Annotated in this window: 11 protein-coding genes; 5 read left to right on the forward strand and 6 right to left on the reverse strand. The window is 42.9% G+C overall.

Annotation, left to right across the window (positions count from 1 at the left end):
* Positions 1-97: 97 nt before the first annotated feature.
* The 5 genes from F6K64_RS11045 to F6K64_RS11065 all read right to left on the reverse strand — a co-directional run bounded on the left by F6K64_RS11045 (position 98) and on the right by F6K64_RS11065 (position 9,916).
* Positions 98-5,326, reverse strand: coding sequence for a PAS domain S-box protein (locus tag F6K64_RS11045; protein ID WP_131827111.1), 5,229 nt, complete (start codon positions 5,324-5,326; stop codon positions 98-100).
* 488 nt (positions 5,327-5,814) lie between these two features.
* The gene (locus tag F6K64_RS11050; protein ID WP_009149041.1) at positions 5,815-6,636 is read right to left on the reverse strand and encodes an aminotransferase class IV; all 822 of its coding nucleotides are present in this window, start codon (positions 6,634-6,636) and stop codon (positions 5,815-5,817) included.
* A 157-nt stretch (positions 6,637-6,793) separates the two neighbouring features.
* The gene (nrtS, locus tag F6K64_RS11055) at positions 6,794-7,063 is read right to left on the reverse strand and encodes a nitrate/nitrite transporter NrtS (protein ID WP_009149028.1); all 270 of its coding nucleotides are present in this window, start codon (positions 7,061-7,063) and stop codon (positions 6,794-6,796) included.
* Positions 7,064-7,220: 157 nt separating this feature from the next.
* Entirely contained in the window at positions 7,221-8,579 is a 1,359-nt protein-coding gene (locus F6K64_RS11060; protein ID WP_009149027.1) for a chloride channel protein, read from the reverse strand.
* Between the two features lie 740 nt (positions 8,580-9,319).
* Positions 9,320-9,916, reverse strand: coding sequence for a helix-turn-helix transcriptional regulator (locus tag F6K64_RS11065; protein ID WP_009149026.1), 597 nt, complete (start codon positions 9,914-9,916; stop codon positions 9,320-9,322).
* Positions 9,917-10,531: 615 nt separating this feature from the next.
* Between F6K64_RS11065 and F6K64_RS11070 the strand changes: the two genes are divergently transcribed.
* The 5 genes from F6K64_RS11070 to F6K64_RS11090 all read left to right on the forward strand — a co-directional run bounded on the left by F6K64_RS11070 (position 10,532) and on the right by F6K64_RS11090 (position 15,364).
* Positions 10,532-11,635 (forward strand): saccharopine dehydrogenase family protein, encoded by a 1,104-nt coding sequence (locus tag F6K64_RS11070; RefSeq protein ID WP_009149024.1) that lies wholly within the window; start codon positions 10,532-10,534, stop codon positions 11,633-11,635.
* A 313-nt stretch (positions 11,636-11,948) separates the two neighbouring features.
* Positions 11,949-12,500 (forward strand): GTP-binding protein, encoded by a 552-nt coding sequence (locus F6K64_RS11075; RefSeq protein WP_267872075.1) that lies wholly within the window; start codon positions 11,949-11,951, stop codon positions 12,498-12,500.
* A 648-nt stretch (positions 12,501-13,148) separates the two neighbouring features.
* Positions 13,149-13,703, forward strand: a complete 555-nt coding sequence (locus F6K64_RS11080; protein WP_009149022.1) for a protoglobin domain-containing protein — start codon at positions 13,149-13,151, stop codon at positions 13,701-13,703.
* A gap of 261 nt (positions 13,704-13,964) precedes the next feature.
* Positions 13,965-14,336 carry a roadblock/LC7 domain-containing protein gene (locus tag F6K64_RS11085; RefSeq protein ID WP_009149020.1) on the forward strand — a complete coding sequence of 124 codons (372 nt, stop codon included), beginning with the start codon at positions 13,965-13,967 and terminating at the stop codon, positions 14,334-14,336.
* 392 nt (positions 14,337-14,728) lie between these two features.
* Positions 14,729-15,364 carry a GTP-binding protein gene (locus F6K64_RS11090; RefSeq protein WP_009149018.1) on the forward strand — a complete coding sequence of 212 codons (636 nt, stop codon included), beginning with the start codon at positions 14,729-14,731 and terminating at the stop codon, positions 15,362-15,364.
* A 310-nt stretch (positions 15,365-15,674) separates the two neighbouring features.
* Here F6K64_RS11090 and F6K64_RS11095 read toward each other — a convergent pair whose 3' ends face one another.
* On the reverse strand, positions 15,675-16,928 hold the full coding sequence (locus F6K64_RS11095) for a hypothetical protein (protein ID WP_287265422.1): 1,254 nt from the start codon (positions 16,926-16,928) through the stop codon (positions 15,675-15,677).
* Positions 16,929-16,961: the final 33 nt, after the last annotated feature.

Raw genomic sequence — 16,961 nt, forward strand, 5'->3', positions numbered from 1 at the left:
TCGCGGCAGTTGTCGGTAACAGCGGATATGGTAACAGGAAACAGTGGACAATAATTGACGCAAACACTATTCTAAAAAGACTTTTGCAAGAGGTCTATTAGAGCACTGGACTCAAGGATTGTTCTTCAATTTTCTTAGCACTCTTAGTCAGTCCTACTCTGAGTTGTTGGTATTCAGACTCAAGCTGCGCAAAAATTTCCGCTGCTCCAGTGATGGTTTCCGACCTGCCCAGACTTTCCAGTTCGTGACACAGTTTGGAGAGATTTATACCCCCTAGGGTAGCGCTACTAGACTTTAATGTGTGAGCCGCAATTTCCATGGCTTTTGGCTCTTCTTCACTAATTGCTTGAGCCATGTTTTGCACTAACCTCGGAGTATCTTTTAAGTAAATTTCAATCAAACCAAGCAAGCATTCGGCCCCCCGTTCTCCGATACTGTCGATCAAGGATTGCAAAACCGAAAAGTCAACAGCTTGATCAGCTACTACTGGGTTGGAAGGTTGACGATAGTGCGGACATTGACTCAAGGCACGGACTAACTCTGGTACCTGGATAGGCTTGCTAATGTAATCATCCATTCCTGCACTCAGGCACATTTCTCGATCCCCTTCCATGGCATTAGCAGTCATGGCAATAATCCAGGGGCGTAAATGAGCTGGCCATTGTTCACAAATGCGTTGCGTCGCAGTTAAGCCATCCATTTCCGGCATCTGGACATCCATCAAAACCAAGTCATAGGGCTGACGACTAAGAGCTTGGAGTACTTCTAATCCATTCCCCGCGACATCAGCCCGGTAACCCATCCGTTTCAACAATTGCAGGGCTAACTGCTGGTTAACGATATTATCTTCAGCCAACAAAATCCGCAAAGGATGCTTTTGAGCCATTTCGGTGTCAAGTTTTAGGTGTTGAGCAGGTGTTCGCTTAATCTTGATCGGCTGTCCGCTCATCACCTGGGTCAAAACATCGTGAAGCTGAGATTGCTTAATAGGCTTGTTTAAGACAGCTGCAATATCTAGCTGACTCTGATGATGCTTTGTATCTGATTGATTCATTGAGCTCAGCATTACCAAGGGCAAGGCTTGACCCTCAGACTGCTGGCGGATTTTCGTTGCTAGGGTAAAACCATCCATCTCAGGCATATACCCATCCAGAATGGCAATGTCAAATTTATCCCCCTGACTGAGCCAATCGAGAGCTTCTCTACCTGATGCTGCTGTCTGGGTAAGCATACCCCAAGACTTAGCTTGCTCGGAGATAATCGTGCGGTTGGTCGCACTATCATCTACAATCAACAGCCGCTTTCCTTCTAACAATGGCTGAGATACTGGCAGCTTAGGTTCCTCGATCGGATCAGGCTGTTTAGCCAATACAGTGAAATAAAATTTAGAGCCTTGACCAACTTGACTTTCTACCCAAATTTTCCCACCCATCATGGTGGTGAGCCGTTGACAAATGGCCAAACCAAGACCTGTGCCTCCATATTGGCGAGATGTGGAGGAATCCACCTGAGAGAAGGACTGGAAGAGGCGGTCGATCCGATCCTCAGGAATGCCAATCCCAGTATCCTTGACCACAAATTGGATTTCGTAGATCGAAGATTGAGTAGAGGCGGAACGAAATCTGGCAGTGTGAGGGTTGCGGGAAGAAATCTGGGGGTGAGGCGGTGAAAATACTCTCGTGTTGTCTCTGGTATTGTTCTGTGTTCCTTTAGCTCCCCTGACCCCGTTGATATAGCCCGTCTGGTCAAATCCTCCTTGTAGAGTGTAGTCCTTTCCATTGGCTAGAGTAGGGAAACTCAAAGAGTAATGTTTTCCGTAGTCAGGAGCAGAGGCCAACGGGTAGGAGTAGTTAGCAGTATTACTGTGTTCTGTTTCTTTGCCATCAACCAATTCCCCTATGCTAAGTTCTCGGGCAGTTACAGAAACTAACACTTCCCCGATATGGGTAAATTTAATCGCATTCCCCAACAAATTGACTAGAATTTGGCGCAGCCGAGTCACATCTCCCACAATCATGGGTGGAGTGTTGGGATGGAATAGATAGGCTAACTCCAATTTTTTCTCAGCTGCTTTTGCCGCCAACAAATCTAAGGATTCCTCAATGCAAGTGATCAGATTAAACGGTTGTTCTTCTAACTCCAGCTTTCCAGATTCAATTTTTGAAAAATCGAGAATATCATTAATGATGGTGAGTAAACTATCCCCACTATTGCGGATAGTTTCCACAAAGTCTCGTTGCTGGGAGGTTAGGTCTGTATCCAGTAGCAAACCCGTCATGCCAATCACGGCATTCATAGGAGTGCGGATTTCATGGCTCATGGTTGCCAGAAATTCGCTTTTTGCCTGAGTGGCCGCTTCGGCAGTTCTTCTAGCTTGCTCTAGGGCGAAATTTTGCTCAGTCAATTGCTCTCGTTGGCGGGTTTCTTGCTCAAGCAGGTGAGCCTGAGCAATAGCAATCCCTACTTGGTCAGCGACGGCTTCGAGTAACTCAATTTCATCCAGACTCCACTGACGAAATTCATCACACTGATGTATTCCAATCACACCATTCGGTTCCCCCTGATAGGAAGTACGAATTACCAACATGGATTTGACTCCAATCTGCCGACTTATTGGGATCATCGGTTTCAGAAGGGGGTCTTCGTAAACATTAGGGGAACTGATGGCTCGGTCTTGGACTAACAACTGCTCTAAATGAGGATTCCCCAGAATCGGAATTTCTAAATCCAGTATCGATAGATAACCCTTTTCTAAATACTCAGCAACTGTAGGAATGCGAGGATAAGGTTGGGAAACATAGGTATGAATGGTGCAACGGTTCACCTGAAACACTTGACCAATTTGTGTGGCGGTGGTCTGAAAAATTTGTTTAGTCTTTAAACTTTGGCGGATTTCTTGGGTCACCTGTTTGAGTAGCATCACACGAGTCAGTTGCTGGTGTAATGCTTCCTCGGCTTGCTTTTGCTCAGATATATCAATCGATACGCTTAATACCGCTGGCATGTGGGCAATTGCTAAGGAGAAGGGAATTTTGGTAGTTTGGATGATAAGCTTTTCTCCATCAGGATAGATGATCGTCTCTTCTGGAAGGTGTGTCGGTTCTCCACTCTCCAATACCTGCAAATCCGCCTCTCTAAACTCGAAGGATTTTAGGAAGGATTGAGCAAAATCTTCATCCCGATGGTATAGTAAATCATCTACTGTCGTACCATAAGCTTCCGCAACTGCTTTGTTGGCTAGAAGAAACTCTCCATCTCGGTTCTTGGCGTAAATGAAATGAGGCACTAAATCAATAACTTGACGCAGTTGTCTCTCACTTTCTTTCAGATGTGACTCGGTTAATTTACGATTTGTAATATCTCGGATAGTACCAGAGGTACCTGTGATATTACTGTCAGGATCTAGGGTTAATTGCGCATGAATTTCGAGCCAGCCCGAGCCGCCATCCTTGGTAATATACCTTAGTTCCTGCTGATAATACTCCTGTTTTTGGGTAATTAGAGATTGAAACAGTTCTATGTTAGTTTGACGGTCATCAGGATGGAGATAATCAATAAAGTTAGTACCAATGCTATCTGCTACAGAAAAGCCCGTCATTTCTGTCCAAGTTGGATTGAGAAAGGTCAATACCCCAACCCCATCGGTTTGGAAAATAACCTCTTGCACATTTTCCACCACTGACCGATACTGCTCCTCTCTCTCCAGCAAGGCGAGTTCAACTCGCTTGCGTTCGGTAATGTCTTCCACAGAGCCTTCGTAGTAGAGCAAATTCCCATTAGTGTCTCGGACAGGGCGCACATTTTCCAAAATCGAGATTACACTACCATCTTTGCGATAAGCCTGAGCCTCAATGGATGATAAAGCGCCATTGTCCGCTAGCAAGTTAGTAAACTCGTTACGAGCCTCAGTGTCCACGTAAATTTGCTTTGAAACGTTCGTAATCGACTCCACTAGTTCTTCTGGAGAAGAATAGCCATAAATTCGCGCTAAGGCTGGATTGGCACTAATAAAGCGTCCATCCGGTGTAATCTGATAGATGCCCTCTACTGAATTCTCAAAGATGCTACGGTAATTCGCTTCAGCTTGCCGCAGCGCTTCCTCGGCTCGCTTGCGATTGGTGATATCACTAAAGGTACAAATGACTTGCTCTACTAACCCATCCACCCCCACCTGGGGATCGGCATTCACTAGTAACCATACCCAATCTTCAGTAGCTTGATTATGGACACCCATTACCACGTTTCTTACCAGTCTACGGGTGCTAATTGCCTGTTGGATGGGACGACTTTCGGTGGGGAATGGAGTGGTGTCTTCGTGAATGATAGTCCAATCCGAACCAAAAGGACTTTTATCCAACAATTCACTTTCGGTGAAGCCCAATATATCGAGAGCCGCTTGATTAAAGAGCATGAATTCGGTTTTTGCCTCGAATAGCAATACCCCGACCTGCATTTCTCGAATCACCATCCGGAATAGCCTTTCGCTCTCTTGCAATGCTTCTTGTCTAAGAGCTTGCAGTGCTTTACTCGTTTTCTGCTCGTAATATGAGGCAAGTAAGGTGAGGCTGAAGATGATTAGGTTAGTTATCCCTATGGTGCTTGTTACTACCGAAGTATTTAATGTCGGAGAAAACCCAGTGTCTAATGGTGGAGTAACGGTGAACTTGGCTGCCATCATGGTTGTATAGTTTACAGCGGTAATGGCTAATCCCAGGAGCACTGCCCAGCAAAGCTTCCACCCATGAAGGAATTTTCCGGTTCCTACCCCCACATCAAAAGATAGCCACAAGATGAAAAAGGATGTCAAGCTGGCTATAACAACGGATAGGGCAACTAAAAGGAGGTTGTAGTGAATGAGCCCTGGTATTCCCATGGCAGCGATCAGCAGGTAGGGTACGGATGCGATCGCTAATCCCATTACCACACTGCCCACCATTAACTGTCTGAGGTTGGTGATGGGGCTGACACTATAGAGTACGGCACCAGAGATTAGCACTGCTACCCAGTAAGAAAGCAGTACCATGGGCGTATCATAAGTGATGGGGATCGGAAACCGGAATGCTAGCATTCCCAAAAAGTGTATTGACCAAATCCCAACTCCCATGATCATTGCCCCACCAATCAGCCAACCTTTACGGGTAGGCTTTTGTGAGGTTTTTACTTGTCCAGCTAAAATCAGCACCCTATAGGTCACAATCGAGGCGATAGCAATGGATAGAACAACTAACTGTAGGTCATAGATACCACTCATTGCTCTATCTGTATCGCTAATTGGAACAGTTTTTATGATAAAATTTAGCCAGACAAAAACCATTGAGTAGGGCATACCGAGATATTATCTCCCAGACCCTCTAGGGGCCATTTCGATATATTTATTACGAAAATTGTCTTGTAATTCTGAATAGATGTATTGAATTTACACAATTTTGATAAATTAATTTACCGTATAAATACGGATTTTTACTATAGCTATATCCTGAAATTTACCGAATCTAATCTATTGGTTGAATCAGAAAGCACCAAATTTAAAACTTGGTAATTGTAATTGCAGAGATTTTTTTAGCTACAAAAAAATGGTCAACAGATAGCAGGATAAGTAGATTTATCCATACCTAATTAAATTATTGATAATAATCATTGGGTGTATACCGTAAAAACAACTACTTTGAACGTCTGAAGCTTAGACTAAAGGTAAGCAGTCAGCTAATGCGCTAGGCGCACGCTACGCTAACAGCATTGAGCTATCAGCTAATGTAAGGCAACCCCTGATCAATAAACAGAGTACGAATTTTTTCGTCAATTAAAAGTTAATAGTTAATACTTACGTAAGTCTTGGAAAACTGGGTGTAGTGGGTCATAAACTCGTTCAGAATTTTCTTGAATGACCCGGTGAATGGGAACAACCTCCACCACGCAGTTAGTGTATGCGATCGCATCCAACTGTCCTACCAACTCGGGTGACCAAGGTTCCTCACGAACTCTCTGATTTTGGCAAGTCAGCCACTTAATTAAATGCGATCGCATCACACCTGGTAAAATTCCAGCTTCCACTGGTGGTGTCCACCACTGACCATCTCTCCATCCCCATAAGTTACCTGTGCTAGTTTCCAGCCAATTCCCGTGATTATCTACCAGAATTGCTTCCTGTGCTCCCATATTTTGCGCCATTTGCTTCGCCAGCCATGGAGATAGATAATTCCCGGTCTTGTGAGTGGGTAAGCAGCGATGAAATTTTACCGAAGAGGACTCAGCTACCCAAGCAGTGATGCCTTGTTCTTGCCACTGAGCTAAATTGGCTGGCAGAGGACGACCCATAATCAATTCTCGTCCATCGGGGAATAGGGTAATTCTCAGCACTGGGTAAAGGGTGATCAGTGATTGTGCTCCTTGGCGCAATTGCTCCCAATCCGGCTGTTGCCAACCAAATGCTTGTAAACTCGATTGGAGGCGATGGCAATGATTAGTCCAATGGGTTAGTGGGTGATCTAATGACTGATGGTAAACTCGTAGGGTGGTAAAAACTGTAGCGCCATAGATAAATCCTGGCTCATCAATGGTCAGGCTCAGGGAGTTGCCCTCAATTAGCTGACCATTGTACCAGAAGCAGGGTTTTGACATCACTCTAGCGTTTTCCATACTTATGAGGTACACAAAATTTTTTCAAATCCCCCCCCTCAACGCGCCTGGGTTTCCTATTCCCCATACTCTTACCTCTACTCCATGCTCCCTGCTCACTGCTCCCTAAAACCCCAGACGAAAGTACCTCACCCAATTGATAAATGCTATATCGTAATCAACCAGAATTGCGATTATAATCTGCTTTTCCTCTTCGAGCGGTTTGCCTAGAACGCATGGTGTACTGACCATGAATGTTGACCAAGTAGGGAACTATATAGGTTAAACCCCCTGAAATCCATCGCTGTTGAGTCATCTGTCCTTGTAGGAGAGCAGAACCATGATTGATCACAAACAGAACTGAGCCAACGACCAAAGCCACCCTCAGCGCAGTTGGCATCAATTCGAGATCAACAACACTTAGACAGAACTCTTTTAAAGATTTCACCCTGTACCTATCTAGGAAGCTGTTAACGATACAATTTTACCTAACTGATGGTTTTTTTTGGCGGTTGACTCTTAATTACCCAATTAGCTAACTTCTCAACAAAAAAACTGATTTTGTTGACTGACTAAATCCTTGACTAACTCAGACTTAAGTCTTCTTAAGCCATTACTGGTATACCCTCCTGACTACGCGATCGCTGAGTTTTCAGCAAAGAAATATTAGTAGTTAACAAGAAACTGGCAAAGCTAGCAATAGCAATAATTGGAAGAATCGATGTATCAGACAGAACGCTAAGAATAACCGTGCTACTGACCGGTGTTTTGGTGACAGCCACATTCACCGCTGCCATCAGGCAAAGCATAGCAATGGTGGGATGAATTTCGGGTAAGGCGATGGAGATAGCTAAACCCAGATTGGCACCGATGAAAAATAGAGGAAAGATAAATCCGCCTCTAAACCCACCGTGGAGGGTAAAACTGATCGCAAACATTTTTGCCAAGGCAATCCCCAGTAACATGGTTACCCCCAAAGTGGGACCTTGTTCAATCACTGTTTCAATTTGCTCCTCACTAAAAAATAGGGTTTGGGGAAAGAATACAGCAATCAACCCAATAGATAATCCGCCTAGTGTAGCTAGCAAAATATGGCGATGTTCAATAGATTTAATCCAAGACTTGGTAAAGCGAAAGATATAGATAAACACGATAGCAGCTAATCCACCAGCAACCCCGAGTAATCCACCCTCAATTAAATTTAGCCAGGACAGAGTAGGTAATGTATCAAAAAGGTTAAAGCGGTAAATTCCTCCCACATTTAACCCAGTACCAAAGCGGAAAACAGAGAAGCTAAAAATTGACGCGACAATGGCTGGTACGATGGCTTCATAGTATTCCAGACTCCGGCGGTGGGGAATTTCTAGGGCAAACAATGCCCCCCCGATCGGCGCACCAAAAAAGGCACCAAGAGCAGCACTCATCCCGCAGAAGGTCAATATCCGGATATGGCTGATTGCCAGTTTAAGCTTGACTCCTAGCCAGCTACCTAAGCTACCATTAATCTGTACCAAAGGTGCTTCTGGTCCAGCACTCCCGCCAGCGGTGATGGAAATTAGAGAGGTCACAATCATGCCAGGAGTTTGACGAGGCTCCATCCTACCTGGATCGTGAACTTTTTCGATCACCAACGCCATTTCACCGGGTAACCCCAAGAAGTACAGGGATAAGCCCACGAAAAACCCACCAATGGTAGTGGCAATCCACACATAATTCCAAGAGGGTATCCAACTGGGGAAATAGGGTTCTAGAAATTCGGGCAACCAATGCCAAACAAAATGCAAACACTGTTCTAGGACAAAATAGTAACTAGTTGCTACTAATCCGCCAGCAATGCCAATCCCTGTAGCGCAGAGGATTAGCTTTATATAAGCTAGCTTGACGGGTTGATTGTAGCTATCTGATTTTTCCGTCTGATTAGTCCTTTGATTTACCGATGATACTTGAGCCGTCTCTGATGTCATTGTTGTCATGACCCAGTTGTCTTTTACGAGAATTGGTTATTTTTTCATCATGGACAACAATAACTTAAATAGATAGAGTTACTATGTATCGGGTGCATGAAATTCAATTGCTTTTTACATAAAAAAATCTTTAATGTATATTTTGCATGAATTTAAAATGTTTTTTGCATAAAGTAGTTTTCATAACGTTTAAAACTGACTTATCATTAACAATAGAAACCCTTGGTGAATAGGGGGTGATCGGTTAGGGGAATTTTGCCCTCGTCTAGTCTGATGGTTCAATACCTAACATTGATTGAGGTAAGCCTGACAAGAGTTTGCCTGAGTCGGGGGTGTTGCTACAGACTACAACAAACCCTCCGAGTGCAACTCCTCTAATTGGTAAGCCAGATGCAGCAGCTAGTCCACAACTGCTCGCTTCAAATCATTGGTCTAGCTGCAAAGCACTGGCTTAAGGTTTTAGCTGTAAGCATTCAGCTAATGCGCTACGCGAACAGTTTTTGAAGAAAAGAGGCAAGGATTCGTTTAATGTGAGTTACTTCTACTGATGGGATTTTCCCCAGACTTTCAATTGGGTGCATCTCATATTTGTAAAAAAGACGGGAAGTGTGGGGCCCGGGCGCGGGGAGTGTGGGAAGTATGGAGATTTTATTAGAATTTTTGCCTAATTGCATGCATTGAGATGCACCCCTTTCAATTCTCATTAATCTCGAATTAAATTCGACCGTTCGAGGTTTATTTTAAGCTGACAGCTGACAGCTGACGGCTGTCAGCTTACGTTTAGCATGAATATTTTTCATGTGCTTCTTCACTGTGCTGAGGGTAATGAATAGCTTAGCGGCAATGTCTTTATAGGAGTAATTGACTCGACGCAGTAACCAGACTTCTGCTTCACGAGGAGTTAAACCATAGTGGTAAACTTCTGCAAGCACTAGATTTTGAATGGATTGATGTTGGTCTTCAAGAGTGACTAAAATAAAAGGCTCTTTGGATAACTCTAATTTGAGCCATCGAACTCGTATCCGAACAGGAGTTGACTGACTCGTAGTAAGATAAGAATCTATAATAACTGCCTGAGAATGATAGGACTTAAAACTGTACTTCAAAGCTTGGCAGACACGCCAGATTTGTTTAGGCACCAAATTAGATTTTTTACTGTCTGGTGTGAGTTTATCCAACAGAAGACGAGCCGATTCATTGGCATGAAGTATCTTTCCTTTTGTACTCAGAATCAAAATGCCATCAATAAATCCTTCCAGTATCCCTTGTAATAAAACCTGATCTAACTGTTGTGCTTGAGTATTGGCTCTTTCTAAAGAGTTAGTGATAGTATTCATCTTGTAGACCTATTCTAAAAGAAGTTGGATAGTCTGTGGCGAGGGGATTTCCCACTGATCAGTTTGGGGGAGCTAGGTTATTTACGGCAAAGTGTAGTTAGTTGCTAGTTTTAAGGGTTTTAATACTTATCAGGATTAAGCCTTACCGTTTATGCCGGATGTCGCAATTTTGTAACAAAACTTAACTAAATGGCGCAGGTGAAGCCTATCCCCTGAAGGGGTTTGCACAACATCGGGATAATTGATGAAGATGGCGATGGGGAAGATGGGAAAGATGGGGAAGATAGCAAAGAATCTCCCCAAAGTCGGACTGACTTCTATTACGTTTCAATACCTGAAAATTGCTATAGTGTTAAAGGGAGTAGGGAGTAGGGAGTAGGGAGTAGGGAGCGGTGCGACCCGTGGCGAATTTAATTCGACGACTGTAAGCGCACCGTAGGGAATATGGCATCAAAAATTATCACAATTCCTACAGGGATCCCTAGAGTTCAAAAATTTACTTTTAGTAAAACCCAATGGACACAATTCAATTAGACTTGAATCCAATGATGACATTAAGTGAAACTAGCAACCGTAAGATAGAACTGCGATCAGTATTCAAGCAGACATAATCTAATGACAGACCAGGTTTTAATCCTAGGAGGCAAAGGACGCATCGGGAACAGTGTAGCGCAAGACTTACTTGCCCATACTCAGGCGAAAATTACGATTACCGGACGTCAGGGTAAACTTGACCTAGGTCTGCCACAACAGTTACAGCCCCCCGTGCAGTTTATCCCTCTAGACTTAGCTGATCAGGAGGGGTTAAGAAATGCGATCGCATCTCACAACCTAGTCATCCATTGTGCTGGTCCGTTTCTCTACCGAGACGCTACTGTCCTAAACACTTGCATCGAACAAGGAGTTAACTATCTCGATGTCAGTGACAACCGTGCTTTTACCCGTAAAGCCTTAGCCTTCCGTGAACAAGCTACTGCTGCTGGTGTCACCGCTATTGTCAATTCTGGCATTTTTCCTGGTATCTCCAATAGCATGGTGCGTCACGATGTAGAACAGTTAGATGTTGCAGAACGGATTCACCTCAGCTATGTAGTTGCCGGTTCTGGTGGTGCTGGAGTGACGGTGATGCGTACTACTTTCCTAGGATTGCAAGAACCGTTTGAAGCTTGGATTGATAATCAGTGGCAAACCGTGAAACCTTATAGCGTAAGGGAAACCATCCAATTCCCTGCTCCCTATGGTAAAGCTGGTGTCTACTGGTTTGATATGCCAGAAGCCTTGACCTTAGTGGACTCATTCCCTGTTAACACCGTCATCACTAAATTTGGCTCAGTTCCCGATTTTTATAATCATCTGACCTGGATAGCCGCCCATATCTTCCCCTCATCTTGGCTGAAAAATCCCGCTGGAATCGAGTTTTTGTCCCATGTCAGCCACATCATGACCGATGTAAGCGATCGCATTAGTGGCGTTGGTGTTGCCATTCGCTCAGAGGTTACTGGTTACAAAGATGGTAAATCAGCCCGTGCTGGCTCAACCTTAGTCCATCAGAATACTGCTGTCGCTGCTGGGGTCGGTACTGGTAGTATTGCTGAACTGATGCTTACTGGTCAACTCAATAAACCGGGAGTTTGGCCGGTGGAACAAGCCCTGTCTACGCCATTATTTGAGCAAACTATACAAAGTCGAGGACTTGAGATTAATACTGTTGAAGGTTAAGTGTTGATACCAAATTCGCTTTGATAACCCTCCTTTATAGCAGAAGTCATTTGTCAGAAGTCATTTGTCAGAAGTCAAACTCTTGCGCTTCTTGATGCAGTCGCTCATGGGGGAAACCCCCAAGACCGTAATGGTGCTTTTTCCGTTGGCGAATTAAATTCGCCACGGGTCGCACCTCTGCATCGCTTACAAAGGGTGTGAGACTAATGTCGATGTCCTAACTGCCCTGGCGACTGCTATAACTCAAATTACAGGACTTACGCCGCCAAATTTCCCTTTCTAATTTGCTAAGACAGAAATCTACTCAGTATTAATTAGCCTTGGTGGAGTAAATCCCATGAAAAGTATCCGTGTGGTAGTAACCGGAACTGTAGGAGCTGGCAAATCTACTTTTGTGAGGACAGCAAGTAATTTTGAAGCTGTGGAAATAGAAGGTAAAGCCACCGACGAAATACTTCTGCTAAAGAAAAAAACTACCGTTGCCTTTGACTTTGGTAGCCTTACCTTTGGTAACAATCTAAATGTTCATATCTACGGTACTCCTGGTCAATCTCGCTTTGACTTCATGTGGGATATTTTGATTCGTGAAGCTCACGCCTACATTGTACTGGTCCCGGTTCATCGACCCAGCAGTTTGAACCACTCTCGTGAGCTTCTCCTGTTTATGAAGGAGCGAGTAAATGTTCCGATGATTATTGGTTTAACCCATATGGATTGTCCAGGGGCAATGGCTTCAGAGGAAATTATCAGAACTCTCGGTTATAGCAACCCTCACAATCAACCCCCAACTGTAATACTTAATCCCAATCAGCGAACCTCAGTGCTTGAGGCTTTGGTGCTTTTGATGGATCTCCTAGATTCCTAGACCAGCCAGTAGCTAGTACAGTTCAGCTCAAATAACTGTCAAATAAGTGACCAACCCCTGTCAGGTCGAAACCCATAAAAGAAAGGACGTTTGTCAGGGCTAAGCATTCGCACATAAATTCTTGGTTTGCTCCCAAATTTGCTAGCCGAATACTTCGCCCCAAGGATTATCGTTTCTAAGAATTGCCATGTTCTGTAATTTATGTTTATAAAACTACATAAATCATTAATTAGCGTCACTAAAAAAAGTGATCCGGATTGAACGGATCACTTTCTGAAAAGGTTAGTAAGTAAACGTTATAGAGTTTACCTATAAATGTAGTATCAACTACTAAACATCCAAGAGTTTAGGTTATAGGTACATTCAACGATAGATGAAGTGAATAGTTTAAAATTCTGGTAAACCCAAACTATAAACTTCACTAAAACTATACAAAAAAAACTGGTAAATCTTTTATTTTATAAATTTAAAAAGCTAAAATGCAACTAAAATACTGGATTATATTTTAGTCCAAAATTATCTATTCAGATAATAATATTTAAAAACAAAGGTTGCTATAGTGTTGGAATAATCTAAAATTAAATCGGGGTGCTTTGCTAAACATTCAAGTAATCAATTAGAGTTAGCTTAACCTGTATCGGAGTAATTATGAGCTTAGATCCCCAGGAATTTATGACCAAGATGGAAAAGCGTGTCAATTTGACCAGTGAAGACAAAGCGCTTCTGAAATCACACGCAGATTGGGGAAAAGAAATTGCTTCTGAAATGGCAGATCATTTCTATACTTACTTAGGTAATGATGAAGAAATGGATGCCATTATGAAAGAGAAGGAAGGTCGTATGGAGCGCCTACGGGTAACCTTTGTGCAATGGTTTTACGAAATGTTCACTGGTATGGATGACTGGGGAAAAGCCTATGCTGAACGTCGTTGGCGTATAGGTTTGGTACATGTGAAAATTGGTATCGCTCCTCAACATGTCGTCCCAGCCATGGCAATTGTAGTGCAGGCATTTACTAACCGGATAAAAACTGATAGTAAAGATGAAGCCTTGCGGGATGCCCTCAGTCGGATCTGCATGATTGATTTAGCCTTCATTGAGCAAGCCTATGTAGAAGTGAGTTCGGCAGCGGTTCTCAAAGAAACTGGCTGGACAGAGGGTCTATTTAGACGTCTGATTAGTACTGGCGCTAGCTCTATGTAACTATAGCAATCCTAAATCATTTGTGAACAATAAATCTCAAGAAAATAGTTCTGACTCGGAGAGTTATGAGTCCTGAGTAAGACCTGTAACTGTTCACGTTTCCGATAGGATTGCTAGATTACGTGTCGTTTTTGTTGGAAACTAAATCAATAGTCTATAAGTTCTGGAAAATTGGCACTACTCCTACTTAAATATCAGCTATCAGTTTCGAGGAACACAAACTAACCGAATTACACATTCTGCAATTGGAGTAAGGGAACAATGGCGATTAATTCTCAAAAATTGGGGTATATCCTCCATAATTTTGTTACATCCACTGCTGATATTCAGGGAGCAGCTGTAGTCACGACCGATGGTTTACCGTTAGCATCTAGTCTGCCTGGAGAAATGGATGAAGAACGGGTTTCAGCCATGTCTGCAGCTATGCTTTCCTTGGGTGAGCGAATTGGCTCAGAACTGGCTAGAGGTGACATTGACCGGATCTATGTTGAGGGGAAAGAGGGATTTAGCGTTTTGACCAGTTGTGGTGAAGAAGCGGTATTTCTGGTTCTAGCTAGTAAAGCAGCTAAGCAGGGAGTATTGATGTTAGAAATTAAACGAACTCTTGCTGAATTAAAACCAATGTTGCTATAGTAATTTTCTGGGTATTACTATACTAATAGTATAGTTGATAAAAGGGATAAACTATAGTAATTGATAGTCATTGGTAATGGGTGATAGATAATGGGTAATGGCTAATTTAAAGACTAGGATTAATTACCCATTACCCATTATTAAATGGTAAATTTTTTTAAAAATTGTTGTTCGCGTAGCGTGGCCTACGGCCAAGGCATTCTGGATTATTGGTATAACGTCAGTGGGTGTGTGAAATTCAATGTAAGGTATTTTTTGTTCAAGGTTGACCACTAACAGTCAACCATCAACCGTCAACCATCAACCATCAATCGTCAACAAATTACCTTGATTCACCCCAACCTACTGGCACAGTTGATAACCTGTAGTATTTGCTAGGGAAGCATAATCCAATGGACAGTATACGGATTGTAGTAACGGGAACAATAGGGGCTGGCAAATCTACTTTTGTCAGAACATTCAGCGAAGGTGCGGTTATTGAAACAGAACGAACGGCTACGGATGCCACATCATTGTTTAAGAAAAAAACGACCGTTGCCTTAGACTTTGGTTTGCGTCCCTTAAATCGAAACTTGGATTTGCACCTGTATGGAACTCCTGGTCAAGCTCGCTTTGATTTTATGTGGGATATTTTGATTCGCCGAGCTCACGCCTATATTTTATTAATGGCAGCTAATCGAAGCAGTGATTTTGCTAGTGCTCGTCAGATTTTATCGTTTATGCAGGAGCGGGTCACTATTCCAATGATTATTGGTCTGACTCATACTGATGTTTCAGGGGCATGGACTCCAGAGGAAATTATGATGCGCATGGCATACATCGGCGATCCTAATCAACCCCCAATTGTGGCTGTTAATCCCAATAATAAGACCTCAGTATTTGAAACTGTAATGATTTTGATGGCTCAGATGCTTTGCCAAGGGAGTGTTATTGAAAGTGCTAGGAAAGAAAAGGTAAGTCAGGCAGCTCCGCTACCTGTTAAGAACCAATATCATTGGCCGAAGCCCCAGTTTTTATCAGGGGGTTAGTTAGCGAGTAAGCATTCAGCTATCAGCTATCAGCTATCAGCTATCAGCTATCAGCTAATGCGCTACAGATGGTGCTACTTGAGGTGCTAAAGGCCTTTGGCCACGCTACGCGAACAGCTAATTCGCTACGCGCACGCTACGGGAATGGCTGACGGCTGACGGCTGACGGCTGACGGCTGACTACTGAGTGCTGACGGCTGACTACTGAGTGCTGACGGCTGACTACTGAGTACTGATAGCTGAATGCTGATCAGTTCTACCAGACTTTTCCAAGTTTTTCGCTTAAGCTCGCTCTTAACCAGGGTGTCATTCAGCCCTGGTTTGCGCTATATAGACTTAGGCTATTTAGAATGTCTTTGATTGGTTGTTTGACCAAATCAAATGGCTTCTTAATAAAATAAACATGAAGTATTGAAGCTACTACTCCAGCAATAGTTTTGCCTTGGCAAAATAGATAGGCCTTACCATTTTCTATTTTGCTATCAAGAGCGTTTACTATTTTTGCTTCGGCATTAACGTCTTTCGCTAGCTTCAAAATTGCTACAGCATGACTTAGATCATGAGTATCTTGAATTTGCAATATTCTGTTCCAATTACTGGGTAATTTATCTGGAAAAGTTATAGCTTTGTCTAAATTACCAGAAATCAGTAAAGGCAGCATAGTTCTCACGCATTTAGGGCAGGTTCCACAGTTGGTTTCACCACCTTCATTATTAGTACATACCCTCAAATATTTCATAGCGAAAGGGTCTTTGGCTAAAAAATTAGCAATTTTTTCAACCCTTTGGGTCTCTGAACCGTCATGAACTATATTAGTTTTTTCCGTTGACCATAGGTGGTCGAGTAATGGGCTAGTTCCCCAAGGAAAAACATCTTTATAAGAATCTGTTGAAGGAATTAAAACAGATTCTAAACCTGCTGAAAGAGAAAGGGAGACTGAAGCTAAGCCAGCCCCATGATAATAAGGTCCCCATTGTAAGTTAAAATGATTGCGGATATTTGTTTCACCGACAATACAATCTATACTGGCTGCATGGGCAACTTCCATAATCCTTGAAATTACCTTTTTTTCTTGACCATGTTTATAAATGCGTAAAGGTCGCTCAATGCCTTTCATGTAAATTAAATGAGAAAGGGGAAGTCCAAGGTCGCTACGGGTCTTCGTATGTTTAATAAAGGTATAAAACGAATCCACGCCCAAGGAGAAAAATGCTCCAACTTTGCTAAGGGATTTTTGATCATCGTTTGTTGGGGATTCTGCGGTAACTAAAACTTTTTTCAGCTGGGATGGATACCACTGATGAAAGATATCTTGTATGGTAGGTAAATTGCGAAAAAGTTTGGCAGAAATCAGCGGTTTTATCTCCAGATTTTCACCTTTCTCCATTGCCGGTAAAAGTAAGGCAGGAACAAAAGCATCGGCGCTTTCACTGACAAAATCAGCGAATCGTTGAGGATACTCAAAATAAATCTCTATTTCTTGGTCAAGGCTATCAACCTGCACGAGACCAACAAGTCTCACTGTGTCATTAGCAATGATTTTTTCAACATGCAGTAGTTTCATAAGATTTATTAGTGTAGTTGAATAAAGGAAAAA

Origin of the sequence: Moorena sp. SIO3A2, assembly GCF_010672265.1 — a bacterium.
GTDB classification, from domain to species: domain Bacteria; phylum Cyanobacteriota; class Cyanobacteriia; order Cyanobacteriales; family Coleofasciculaceae; genus Moorena; species Moorena producens.